Consider the following 12,494-nt stretch of genomic DNA (forward strand, 5'->3'; position numbering starts at 1 on the left):
CGCAGGGTCAGGAATAGCCGATTGACACGAAAACCGGCTTATCTTCCCTTTTTGCTTTTTGAAACGCTTCTGGAGACCATTCAAGCCAATTTACAGGATTTGTCTCATGTTGCTTCAAATAAGGGCTATTCGATATCACTAACCAGTTGTATTTATCGTTATAACGTTCACGTTCGAGATATTCCTTCATTATGCAACACTTCCTTTTATCAATATTTTGAACACTTCTCCCATCTTCGCCTGAACGGTTGTCCATTAAACCGTATAAAAGTATTTGCTAAGAAGATATGTTCACCAAATAGTCATGTTGTCCCGGCATTTTTTCAAATTTCCAACCAAAAGTTTTAGAATAATACTCAATGCTTGTTCAGGATCTGGTACTTGAAATTCAAATCGTAAAACTTTTCCCATTTAAAAACCTCCAAATATTTTATTTACATTATATAGAACAAATGTTCTTATGTCAATTTTTGACCTAAGTTTAATTTGCTAATCACTAACATGAACTTCGACTGCCTTCACCTATCAGCGTTCTTAAATCATCTATTTCGTTTTCAAAATCATAGACATTTTCAGATTTGTCTAGACCAATACAATCATACTTTACTAATGTCTCTTTAATAACTGCCATATTACCTAAATTCCTACTTGACCTATCAAGGTCTTGGACCACTATTTCAACATATATCCCCCTACTTTATGGAATTTATGGAATTCAACAATCAATGTTATTATTCCTTTTCTAAAAAGCTCGATTAAAGTTAATGGTTGATATTCGACCAAATAAAAAGCCACCTTATGACGATAAGGTAGCATTTTTGCACTTATTTTATTCATTGTTACTTCGATAGTCTCTTCAAGAATACATAACTTACTTTATCGTATTGCATTTTTTCTTCGTAAAAACGATGTGCGTCAACACGCTGTAAGCCAGAAGACAAAGAAACGATATTATAACCGTTCTCTTTAGCCCACTTATGTACATACGATAAAAGCTTTTCACCATAACCTTTTGACCGTTCACTTGGTTCTGTAACTAAATCGCAAACCCAAATAAAGCGACCATTATATAAAGTAATCATAGGCATAAATCCTGTGATGGCGACCATCTTACCATTATCATAAAGAGCAACTAATCTATATCCTTCCTTTTGTTGAGCTTCAAGCACCAACTCAAGATATGAATTTTCATCAAGATAAGTCCTTAAATGCTTCATCACTGAAAATCCAGTCAAAATTTCTTCTTTAGTTTGAAGCTCTTTGAATAACAAAATTGAAGTTGTTCCCACATTATCCTCTCCTCTCTATTGATGGATGCAATTGATAGATTTCTATAATGTAAATTCAAAATCCTTCCATAAAAAAACCTAAAAATTCAATCTTCTTCAATATTTGTGGGATATCTTGTGAAAGAATGGGCAATTGCACTGCCTCTTCCAATTCAGTAATGCGTATGCTGTCTTCTGCATGCAGTATATAAAAATCTCCCCCTCGAAAGCAATTAACATATTACCGTCGTTGATATAACTTTCGATATAGGAAGTGAAATGAGCTTCTCAAAGCGAATGGTATAATTGGACACCAATGTATATCGCTACACCCCATATAAGGATTGCAGATATTTTATTGATTACTTGCAGGAGATTACCTTGTGTATCTAAATTACCTACAATTCTCCCCGCAATTGCAAGGCTTAGAAACCAGACCCATGAAACCATAATACAAGCAACAGTGAATACGATTTTTTCTGAACCTGTATAGCTTAATGAACTCGTTCCAATTACCCCAATAGTGTCAAGGATTGCATGAGGATTTAGCAGCGAGACCGAAGCTGAAAACGCTATTTGTTTGAGGCGGGTAAAATTTTCTTTAGCCATATTTTCGTTGTTGCTATTTTCAGGAGTACTTTTCCAAATACTCGACCCCATATATAGCAAAAATACAATCCCGGCACACATAAGTATTGTTTTGATCCAAAACGAGCCCAAGATCACAACAGATACCCCAAAAACAGCAAGAGCGATTAAAAGTGTATCGCACAGCGAAGCAGTAAGAACGACTGGGAGTGCGTAAATAAATCGTTTATGAAAGGCCCCTTGATTAAAGACAAAAACATTTTGGACGCCAAGAGGAAGAATGAGTCCAAATGCAAGAATAAATCCGTGAATGAAGGCTTCTGCCATTCCGATACCTCCTATTGCTTAACTTATGAATACAATGATAATCAGATATCGATCATTGTTAACAACCAATTGGATGGATTTTACCCCAACCAAATTGTATAATCGAAACAAGAACTACAAGGAAAATAAATGAAAATCTTATAGTAAGAAATTTCACACCTGATTTAAAGGGAGAGAATTTTTCATGATCGAATTGGATTGGAAGCCTGTCAAATCATCTCCTATTCCTCTCTATATCCAGATAAAAGATTTTATAAAAGAAAAGATTGAAACGGGAGAATGGACTGTAGGGACGAAAATCCCTCCCCAACGTACATTGGCCCGAGCATTGGGAGTGAACCGCAGCACGGTCGTTGCAGCTGTGGAAGAATTAATCGCAGAGGGATTGCTGGAAGGAAAAAGCGGGAGCGGTACAAAGGTGATTAACAATACGTGGTCCTTGATGACTTCTGCCCCGCCTCCTGATTGGAATTCTTATGTGCAAGCAGGAATCCATCAACCTAATCTACCTACGATACAGGAAATCAATAAAGCGGAGTTTGATCCAAATATCATCCGATTGGGGACGGGAGAGCTTTCTCCTGATCTATTTCCGCGTGAGATGATGAAACAAATAATTAACCGGGTGTCGGACCGCATTGATTCGCTTGGCTATGAAGAACCGAAAGGATTGCTTTTTCTAAGGGAACAACTTAGCAAATATTTAAAAACCAACGGGATCGAGGCTTCCCCATCTTCCATTTTGATTGTGTCAGGGGCTTTGCAAGCATTGCAATTGATTTCAATAGCTCTATTGAAACGGGGGTCTACGATCTTTCTTGAAAAGCCATCGTACCTATATTCCCTGCATGTGTTTCAGTCTGCTGGAATGCGATTATTCGGGCTTCCTTTGGATGAAAACGGGGTTCTAACAAAAACGATTACTCAACAAAAAAAGCGGCAAAATGCTTCGTTATTTTATACGATCCCGTCCTTCCATAATCCAACAGGAATCTTGATGTCCGAAGAAAGACGAAGGGAACTGATAAATGTATGCGAACAGGAACGGCTGCCAATTATCGAAGATGACGTATACCGGGAACTCTGGCTGGATTCACCGCCTCCTCTTCCTTTGAAAGCAATCGATAAGAATGGACTTGTTTTATACTTGGGAAGTATGTCGAAAACATTGAGCCCTGGTTTGCGAATCGGCTGGATAGTCGGACCAAAGCCTGTCATTGAACGATTGGCGGATATTAAAATGCAAACTGATTACGGATCTAGTTCTCTATCTCAGTGGGTTGCTGCGGAATGGCTATCAAGCGGATTCTATCATCAACATCTGGAAGAGGTCAGAAAAAAATTGAAGATTCGCAGAGAGGCTATGAACGATTCATTACAGAAGCATCTTGCCGACAGTGCGACGTGGTCTGTTCCCAAGGGTGGTTTTTATATATGGCTGCGCTTATTGCCTTCCCTTTCCATACGGGAACTTTTCGAAAAGGCATTAGAGCGGGGAATTTTATTAAATCCGGGAATTGTCTATGATCAACATGCGACCCATTATCTTCGGCTTTCGTATTCCTATGCATCCTTGACTGACTTAGACAAAGGCATCTTTCGCCTTTCGGAAGTGATTCGGCAGTTAATCCCATAACTTTTTAATCTTATCATGTAAAAAAGCAAAGTCATGAATTGCGCAGTAATTTAGCCATATTTGCATGCTTTAAATATTTCTAAAACTTTCTAAAGAGATAACAATATATAAAAATAATCTTAATATGACTTATGTAGTTAATAAAGCACTACATTACATTGATGAAGAATATAATTTGAAAGTAAACTATAAATGTAATTGCCGCAACAAAATAAGATCAATTCCTAAAAAAAGAAGCGTCAAATGCTTCTTTTTTCAGTTATTTCCTGGAGCTGGCTGGTCAACGCCTCTTATACGGTGTCGATGTCCATCGTCTTCCGTTGTATAAAAATCATAATAATGGACATGCATTCCATTCCCAACTGGAACCGCTGGTCCTGAATAAGCCTTATAATGGTGGGTATGCCCATTTTCGAAAACTACATATCCCTCCGTATAATGAATATGGTTGCCATCCTGAGTCTGTATCGGCGGAGAAGTAACATCTAAACACTGATGAACATGCCCTGCTTCCATAGAAGTATAATCAACAGAGCCATGATTATGATGCGGCACAAACCCTTTTACAAAATCATCTTTTCCTACTTTCTTAGCCATATATTCACCCCTCAGAAATTCTAAGTTGTTTTTTCCGGCCATATCTTTATTAATTTATTCAAGTTTGTTACTGTAGAATTTCCCCTCCTTTCCTACAACTTTATTACAAATAATATTTATTTAAAAAGAAAATATGTTTTCGCTTTTAAGTGAACCACATGGTTATACGCCAAATAATAAAAACACTTGATATCAGTTAGGAATTCTTCCACCATACAGACGACACCCATTCCCGGTGCACCAAAAGAGGCTGTCTCAAAAGCCAGAGGGTCAGACCCCATAACACAATATATAGGACATAATGTTGGATAAATGTGCTATATATTGATAGACGAACATGGGGTCAGACCCTTATGAGACAGCCTCTTTTCCTTTATATACTGCTTTAGAAGCCAATACACTGCATTCATACAATAAAATCAATGGAATTGAAACAGAAATATGAGAAACAAAATCAGGAGGTGAAATACAACAAGCAATGATAACTAATATAAAATATGCGTATCTTCTCATTTTCTGCAAGTAGAATGGCTTTACAATCCCAATCTTTGTAAGAAACATAATAATAACAGGCAAATCGAAAAATGCAGCGAATGGCACAACAAGGTTAAAAATAAAGCTGAAATATTTATCTACTGTGTAGTTTGTTATAAACATATCTCTTCCCAATAAAGTAAGGAAGTTGAGAATATTTGGTACCACTACATAATAACCAATAAGTAAGCCAATGATGAAAAAAGAAAATAATACAGGAATATAAAACACAACTCCCTTTTGTTCTGAAGGATGAAGCCCCGGTTTTACAAACTTCCAAATTTGCCAAGCTGCAATAGGAATAGTAAAAATGGCAGCAACCACTGCTGAAATAGAAAAATACACCCATAAAACGTCTCCCGGACCAAGCACAACTAACTTAAACGTTAAATTCTTTGTTAAAAATTTATAAAAATCTTTTACGTATACAAATCCGATAATAAAAAAAATAAAAAACGAACCTGCTGTAATGAGTATTCTTTTACGAAGTTCTTCAAGGTGCTCTGTTACATACATTTCCTCTTTCATTGTATTCACCGCACTTTGTTTATCTCGGATCAAGCAGAAACATACATACCGTTCCCCTGCTATTGATTATGAGTCTATTTCCATAATAAAAGATTCATACCTTTGTTCCTGCAGTCTCTGGCAAAATCATTTAATGCTATAATTATAATGGAATTTGGGACTTTCATAAACAACACATCTTTATCAGTTTCTAAGGAATATTTTATTTGTAGCTACATATGGTACGCTTAACCAGAACTCCCACCGACTGCTTTTAATTTTATTGAATCCAAAGAGGTATGGTAAATAGCTAAAGGAGATTGCAATAAAAAACAAATGTTTTACCCCAACTACATGAAACCATGTAGGAAACGAACAATGCCATAAATGAGATCACGAGCAACTATACAAAACAAAAGGTTATCCCAACCATTGTTTTACTGCTGGAATCCGCTTGATAACAAGCCAATCTAAAGCTAGAACAACAAGTAAAGAAGCTCCGACAAGCGGGAATACGATACCTAAGATGAGAATTAAGACTGCTGCACTTTTTATAAGTTTAAAATTCTTAGGTAAAGAAGGTGCCCCAAGTGTACCAGATGGCTTACGTTTCCACCACATCACTACGCCCGTAACGGAAATACCAATCAAGCCGAGGCAAACAATTAAATTCAAGAGTTGATTGGCTAATCCGAAGTAATGTCCTTCATGCAGCGCTACACCAATTGAGATGGCTTTTGCCAATACCCCGTAATCTGCAAAGCGTAAATCTGCCAGAACCTTTCCACTGTACTGATCAATATGCAAAGTAGCTTGTCCTTGCGGTTTATCAGAAGAAACAGACACCGTATATACTCCTTTTTCTCCTTGCGGGAAGTTAATCGAATAGCCTTTCTCAACTTTGTTTTCATTGGCCACTTTCATAATCTGCGACACAGATAAAGGAGCAGCTACACCTGATTGTCCTGATTCCGGAACAGGAAGATTCTCAGCCGCCCAAGGTACTTTAGCAACATCTTTAGATGGAATCGTGGACTTTGGTAAATTTCCATCCCATAAGCCAGTCGGATACCCTGATTGTGTAGCGGTTGAAACACGATTGATTAAATCTCCCCATAATCCGGACCATGGAAGACCTGTTAAAATAAAAATGGCGACAAATAAAGAAAACCAAAAAGCAGGAACAGCGTGAAGGTCTCGTAACATCGTACGTTTTCCTTTTGAGAACCTTGGGATAAACGTACCAAATATGTCTTTCCTATTGCGCGGCCACCAGAGATATAATCCTGTGATGAGGAGAATCATTGCCCAGCAAGATGCCATTTCCACAATACGATCTCCTGTTGTTCCAATCATGAGCTCACCATGCAGTTTTCTCACTTTGTTCATGAACTCTTCATCATCTTTTAAATCACCGAGGATCTTTCCGTTATAAGGATTAACAAATACCGTCATCATTCCATCTTTTCCGGTAATTCCAACTTCGGCAGAACGATCTGCTTCAAAGGATGGTTTATATCTTCTTACTAAAGCATTTGGGTAGACTCTTTTTACTGATTCTATTTGTTGTTCTGCCGTTAACTTCTCTAGTGCAGGGTGTACATAGTAGTAATCTTTGTACATTACATTTTCAATCTGTGGTTTAAATAAATAAATAATACCCGTAATTGCTAGTAGAATAATAAATGGTGCAAATATAATACCTGCATAGAAATGCCAGCGCCAAACTGCGCGATAAAGTAACTGTGCCTTTGAAACTTCATGTTCGACGACAGTTTCTTTTGCATAGTCCAGCCTCTCTTGTTGTAAACTCATACCACGTATTCTCCTTTCCTAGTACATAATCATTCTTTCTAAAATCACAATGTTTAAGAAAAAGTTGCTTCTTAAAATGTAACTAACATTTGTGGTAAAACTATGGACTTTGCGTGAATTAATTTACAAAACGTCAAAAAAAAAAAAACTGCCTCAAAAGGAAGTGCACTGCATTACTTTATGCGTTGCATTTATACGAACCAATGAATATAAAAAAGCTGTTGAGAGTTCTCAACAGCCTTATATTTGGCGATGCAGCTGCAGCAACTGCAACGTAGTCCCTTCCTTATCATCTGTATTTCTTATTTGTTTGACCACGGATCCAATTAATCCCGTTTCCCTTCTGCTCTCCTTTAACAGAACATCCTTCAATAACCGTATTGCTAGTTTGATCAAGCTTTATGCCAAACTGCTTTGTACGGATATGAAGATTTTCTAATCAATGATTTTTGCCTGTGACATAGATTGCTTCCGTATCTTTCACGCTGCTGCATTGTTCCACATTCACATTCTTCAATGTAACCTGCTGGCCACGTATCGTAATAACAGGATTTTTGCTGCAAGAACGAATAGTAACTTGTCCTACACCTTTCAAAGTAATAGGTTTGGAGAGAACAATCGTTTCATTATACACACCGCTTGGCAACTTTACAATTCCATGCTTAGGAGCATTATCAATTAGAGACTGCAGAGTACCTTCTGCATGACTGGATAGTGGAAAAGTCCATAAAACAATAAAAAGAGAAAAGAACAATAAAATTTTTTCATAGAGTAATCCCTTTTTCCTATAGTCATTATGTCCGAAATGAAGCATAACAAATAATTATGTATAGTTTGTGAAGTGTTTATGTATATTTTCTGACAAGATGAAGGATTTTTATTCTACACTATAGCCATCCAGTAAATGGGTGTGAGAATTTGTAGCATGTTGTTATGCAAAAATTGCATCTACTCTTCTTGTTTCTGAAGCTGTCTACACGTAATTTATGTGACAAATGGGAAATTAATTGCAAATTTAATAGGATGGACGCAACTTTTAATTAATGTTTTGTCCGTTACAGCAGTGGCAAATGGATGTGATCATTGTTAGAAGGATGTCATTAGCCTATCCTGAAAATGCTAAGTGCAATACCTCAGCATGGCGGAGTGGTGAACTTGCCGGCTGTCTGCATAATTTTACATATGACATTGGTGCTCTCTCAATAGATGTGCAGGAAAGTAAAAAAGACGTTGGTAGCCATCAAATTATCCAATTAACAAAAAGAGGGGCGCCCTCTTAAAGGAAATTTTTATTTCCTTTTGTTCAGCCCCTTTGTATAAATTAGCATCTTGATAAAATGACATGTCAAATTGTCTTTGCAAGGTAATCGTCAAGTTGGGCAAAGGTTCCAGCAAATCCCTGCTTAACTGAATCGTGCGCAGCCTCAAAGGTTTTGCGCTCCTCTTCCGTCGTAGATTGGGGGATCCCCCGCATTGTGATTACCGTCTTTCCTTCATGCTCGGCAAACGTAATTGTATTCAGGATTTCTAGCGGCCAAGTTGGGCTAAATGGAGCACGAACAGTATTACCCTCCTCATCAGAAAAGGAATTGATGAAGACGATCTTCTCCGGCGCAACGATTTCACGATAAACAAACTTGCCCCACATTTCGTGGCCGTCAGGGGATGTCATGCTGTAATGAAAAACGCCGCCCGGACGGAGATCTAACTTGGAGATGCCAAATGTGAAACCTTTTGGTCCCCACCAGTGCTTCAAGTGCTCAGTCTCAGTCCACATTTTGAACACAAGATCACGCGGCGCATCGAATGTGCGTGTCATTACGAGCCCACTCTCCTCTACGTTCGTTGTGATGTTGTTTGTTGTATTTTTTTCGTTCATTTCTATTCCTCCATATTTTTGTATTTGTGTACTTTTATTTGAAATAATTTTATACCTAACCCTTTAAAAATAATTCCCGTTAATTGTTTAATAAGTTTGTTATCTTTGTACTCTCTCTTAGTTTTTTGTTAGTGGAAGAATATGAAAACCTACCTTATCATTACTGCCACATTTTTGAATAAATAAGGAACCAATTGCACCAATCATATTGATTTTCCTTTTTTATACGACATTATACGATTTTCCTTATTTTGTTTATTATAAATCATAAAAAGGATTCCACTAAACACAAAAAATGCCCCTATGCCATGGATTATTGTTAATTGTTCATAAAAAAATAAAGTTCCCATAACAGTTGCAGATATTGGCATTACATTGATAAATACAGATGCTGTTGATGCCCCAACATTTTGTATACCTTTATACCACCAAACAAAGCTGATAGCAGAAACAATAATAGCTACATATAGTACGCTTAACCAGATCTCCCACCCACTGCTTTTAATTGAATCCAAAGAGGTATAGTAAATAGCTAAAGGAAATAATAATAGCGTTCCAAAACCTGTTGCATAAGTAATTGCGGTTAATGGACTGTATTTTTTCATGACAACCTTTCCAATCACTGAATATATACACCAACTTAGACAGGCATAAATTAAGACTAAATCAATTGGTGCAAATCCAAGTTCTAAAATAACACTGATCTGTCCATTAGTAATGATAAATAAAGCACCAAATAAAGCTGTTATCACTCCAATGATATCCTTCCAGCTTATTTTCTCTTTCAAAAATATAGCTGAAAATAGCGTGATTAAAGGAGCATTTACAGCAATAACCAAAGAACTTTTTACAATAGGCGCATATTTTGTGGCAATAAAAAAACAAATGTTATACAAAAAAATCCCAGTAAAACCTAGCAACGCAAACAATCCCCAATCCTTTTTCGTTGGAACTGGTTGTTTAGGTTCTTTCAGCCACATCAAAGGAAATAAAATCAGACTTGCTCCAAAAAACCGAAAGAAGGCAACTGTGATAGGATGCAAACTTTTCTGTTGAAATCTTTCCCGCAATAAAAGCCCCGCCCCAAATAGTTGTCGTTAAAAAAGAAGTGCATAGGTTTTTATCCTACTTGATTTCATTAAAAGGCCTCCCTAATATAAAACTTCTGTTATATGAATTTTACAAATATTTGGTAATAGATGATATTGATAATAATTGATATTATAAATCAATATTTTTGATAAGAGCCAGGGGATGTATACATACTATTTTCGTGTTTTATTATAAGATTAACCAATTTTTACTGGTTGATCTTTCTTATATAGGACCTATTATAGCAGTATCCAGGTGGATTTTTCCCATCAGTCCAATTGGGCGATCATCTTATCAATTTTAAAAGTCTAAACAAAAACAGGACTGCCGAAGCAGTCCCTTTTTTAAAGAAAAGATCCCCTTTAGTTATCTCTTTAATAGCCGCCATAACCATAATGGGATGGACAACAGCCATATCCATGATGGAATGGATAACCTCCATAACCATGATGGAACGGGTAGCCGCCGTAACCCATGCCGTAGCCAGGATAGCCGCCATAACCCATACCGTAACCAGGATAACCTCCATAACCCATGCCGTAGCCAGGATAACCTCCATAACCCATACCGCTTCCAAAGAATTGTCTTTCCATTTTATATCTCCTCCTCAAATTGTTTCAAAAATAGTTTATGTGTCCATGTTCAAAGAGGAATAGATATTTGCCTATTAGTAAGTATATTCTTGGCTGTTATTTTCTTTGCGGTATAGGCATAACTCCTCAACGCACTAGTGTTCAAAAGACAATTGCAACATTCATTATCGTTGAGTCGACGGCTTGTTACTCGCATAGATTTTTAGTGGGCTCTCTTATCGTAAAAAATTCTCTTGATAAGGAAGGGGGTTAATTGAACCAGGTAAATATTTTATAAATAAACCAACATCAATGTGTCGCTTTTTCAATTGCTATGATATTGGGTTGATATTTGTTCCCCTCTCTGGGCAAATAAGACTAGTGGATATCCAATCATTAATAGAACTAAGATCAAAGAAATAACACCAATCCAATGAAAATGAGTCCAGAAAAATCCGCCAATGGATCCAACAAGGCTTGATCCAATGTAGTAAAAAAGAAGATAAAGAGATGAAGCTTGTGCTTTATTATTTACAGCACAGTCTCCTACCCAAGCACTCGCTATCGAGTGGCTGGCAAAGAAACCGAATGTAAAGATTGATATTCCAATTATTTTTGCTAGTAAAGAAGGAACAAGCGTAATGATTGCCCCTCCAACCATGATTGTTATTGAAATTTTTAATAGTAGGGAACGCCCATATTGATCTGCTTTTTTACCCATAAAAATGGAACTAAATGTACCAAACAAATACACAACAAATATAAATCCGATAAGTGCTTCGCTTAAGCGATAAGGCGGTTCATGGAGCAGGAACCCAATATAATTATATAAAGTTACAAAGCTTCCCATTAGCAAAAATGAAAGCATAATCAACGCTATTATTCTTTTATTGCTGAGATGCGAATTATAAGCCGCCCAAGCAGTTTCCCTGTCAAACGTTTTTTTCACAATATGACGTGAAGCAGGCAAAGTAAGCCAAAACACGGTACTAAATATCAGCGATATGCCTCCTATTGTCATTAAAGCAATTCGCCAAGTAAATAGATCTGTCAGTACACCCGTGATAATTCTTCCTGCCATGCCTCCTATACTTGTTCCGCTTATATAAAGCCCCATGATCTGGCCGATTCCTTTCGGATTAAATTCTTCCGCTACATAGGCCATTGCAATAGCCGGAACCCCTGCGATAAAAATTCCTAAAATCGCCCTAAATAAAAGAAGGATCATAAAATTAGGACTAAGTGAAGTTAACAAGCAAAGAATCGACGTGAAAAATAAAGATAAACTCATTGTTCGTTTTTTGCCAATTGCATCAGATAAAGCAGCCACAACTAACATGGCAAAAGCCAACACTCCGGTAGATACAGATAAGCTTAAACTTGCTCTTGATGCAGAGACATGAAATTCTTTGGCAAAAATCGGCAACAATGGCTGCGTTGTATAAAGAATTGCAAACGTTACAAATCCTCCAAGAAATAATGAAAGACTTGCCTTTCTGTATTCTTTTGTCCCTTTTTCAATATAGACCACAATTCTCGCCACTTTCTACAACTACTTATATTTCATACTATACTCTTTTATTGAAATAGACCCAAGCAACAACCATAAAAGTTAAGAAAATTGCACATCATTCAATCGTTTAAAACGAGCATTAGTTTAAACTCCCAATCCAAACATT

The 12,494-nt window shown here is 36.9% G+C and carries 13 protein-coding genes and 1 pseudogene; 2 read left to right on the forward strand and 12 right to left on the reverse strand.

Features of this window, described 5'->3' with window-relative positions; genetic code table 11:
• Nucleotides 1–7: 7 nt before the first annotated feature.
• The 4 genes and pseudogenes from BMMGA3_RS18420 to BMMGA3_RS09340 all read right to left on the reverse strand — a co-directional run bounded on the left by BMMGA3_RS18420 (nucleotide 8) and on the right by BMMGA3_RS09340 (nucleotide 2,183).
• Nucleotides 8–190: a DUF255 domain-containing protein gene (locus BMMGA3_RS18420; protein ID WP_004434775.1), complete on the reverse strand. Its 183-nt coding sequence runs from the start codon at nucleotides 188–190 to the stop codon at nucleotides 8–10.
• Between the two features lie 108 nt (nucleotides 191–298).
• Nucleotides 299–411 (reverse strand): annotated as a pseudogene (locus tag BMMGA3_RS18820) (VOC family protein); the annotation flags it as partial.
• 428 nt (nucleotides 412–839) lie between these two features.
• Nucleotides 840–1,289, reverse strand: coding sequence for a GNAT family N-acetyltransferase (locus tag BMMGA3_RS09335; RefSeq protein ID WP_004434783.1), 450 nt, complete (start codon nucleotides 1,287–1,289; stop codon nucleotides 840–842).
• A 267-nt stretch (nucleotides 1,290–1,556) separates the two neighbouring features.
• Nucleotides 1,557–2,183 (reverse strand): LysE/ArgO family amino acid transporter, encoded by a 627-nt coding sequence (locus tag BMMGA3_RS09340; RefSeq protein ID WP_004434786.1) that lies wholly within the window; start codon nucleotides 2,181–2,183, stop codon nucleotides 1,557–1,559.
• Between the two features lie 184 nt (nucleotides 2,184–2,367).
• Here BMMGA3_RS09340 and BMMGA3_RS09345 point away from each other — a divergent pair, with 184 nt between their 5' ends.
• Nucleotides 2,368–3,819, forward strand: a complete 1,452-nt coding sequence (locus BMMGA3_RS09345; RefSeq protein WP_004434787.1) for a MocR-like pyridoxine biosynthesis transcription factor PdxR — start codon at nucleotides 2,368–2,370, stop codon at nucleotides 3,817–3,819.
• A 255-nt stretch (nucleotides 3,820–4,074) separates the two neighbouring features.
• Here BMMGA3_RS09345 and BMMGA3_RS09350 read toward each other — a convergent pair whose 3' ends face one another.
• The 4 genes from BMMGA3_RS09350 to BMMGA3_RS09365 all read right to left on the reverse strand — a co-directional run bounded on the left by BMMGA3_RS09350 (nucleotide 4,075) and on the right by BMMGA3_RS09365 (nucleotide 8,026).
• Nucleotides 4,075–4,416 (reverse strand): YmaF family protein, encoded by a 342-nt coding sequence (locus BMMGA3_RS09350; protein ID WP_004434788.1) that lies wholly within the window; start codon nucleotides 4,414–4,416, stop codon nucleotides 4,075–4,077.
• A gap of 351 nt (nucleotides 4,417–4,767) precedes the next feature.
• Nucleotides 4,768–5,478: a twin-arginine translocase subunit TatC gene (gene tatC / locus BMMGA3_RS09355; protein WP_034669358.1), complete on the reverse strand. Its 711-nt coding sequence runs from the start codon at nucleotides 5,476–5,478 to the stop codon at nucleotides 4,768–4,770.
• Between the two features lie 399 nt (nucleotides 5,479–5,877).
• Nucleotides 5,878–7,272, reverse strand: coding sequence for a PepSY-associated TM helix domain-containing protein (locus BMMGA3_RS09360; protein WP_004434791.1), 1,395 nt, complete (start codon nucleotides 7,270–7,272; stop codon nucleotides 5,878–5,880).
• Nucleotides 7,273–7,711: 439 nt separating this feature from the next.
• Nucleotides 7,712–8,026, reverse strand: coding sequence for a right-handed parallel beta-helix repeat-containing protein (locus BMMGA3_RS09365; RefSeq protein WP_004434794.1), 315 nt, complete (start codon nucleotides 8,024–8,026; stop codon nucleotides 7,712–7,714).
• Between the two features lie 316 nt (nucleotides 8,027–8,342).
• On the opposite strand from BMMGA3_RS09365, the gene BMMGA3_RS17925 reads away from it, so the two are divergent.
• Nucleotides 8,343–8,552: a hypothetical protein gene (locus tag BMMGA3_RS17925; RefSeq protein WP_185762545.1), complete on the forward strand. Its 210-nt coding sequence runs from the start codon at nucleotides 8,343–8,345 to the stop codon at nucleotides 8,550–8,552.
• Nucleotides 8,553–8,617: 65 nt separating this feature from the next.
• Here BMMGA3_RS17925 and BMMGA3_RS09375 read toward each other — a convergent pair whose 3' ends face one another.
• From BMMGA3_RS09375 to BMMGA3_RS09390, 4 genes are all read right to left on the reverse strand, one after another.
• On the reverse strand, nucleotides 8,618–9,151 hold the full coding sequence (locus BMMGA3_RS09375; RefSeq protein WP_004434796.1) for an SRPBCC family protein: 534 nt from the start codon (nucleotides 9,149–9,151) through the stop codon (nucleotides 8,618–8,620).
• Nucleotides 9,152–9,354: 203 nt separating this feature from the next.
• Nucleotides 9,355–10,221 (reverse strand): DMT family transporter, encoded by an 867-nt coding sequence (locus BMMGA3_RS09380; protein ID WP_004434797.1) that lies wholly within the window; start codon nucleotides 10,219–10,221, stop codon nucleotides 9,355–9,357.
• 396 nt (nucleotides 10,222–10,617) lie between these two features.
• Nucleotides 10,618–10,836, reverse strand: coding sequence for a hypothetical protein (locus BMMGA3_RS09385; RefSeq protein WP_004434798.1), 219 nt, complete (start codon nucleotides 10,834–10,836; stop codon nucleotides 10,618–10,620).
• Between the two features lie 304 nt (nucleotides 10,837–11,140).
• Nucleotides 11,141–12,346 carry an MFS transporter gene (locus BMMGA3_RS09390; RefSeq protein WP_004434801.1) on the reverse strand — a complete coding sequence of 402 codons (1,206 nt, stop codon included), beginning with the start codon at nucleotides 12,344–12,346 and terminating at the stop codon, nucleotides 11,141–11,143.
• Nucleotides 12,347–12,494: the final 148 nt, after the last annotated feature.

Source organism: Bacillus methanolicus MGA3 (assembly GCF_000724485.1).
In the GTDB taxonomy this organism is placed as follows: domain Bacteria; phylum Bacillota; class Bacilli; order Bacillales; family Cytobacillaceae; genus Bacillus_Z; species Bacillus_Z methanolicus_A.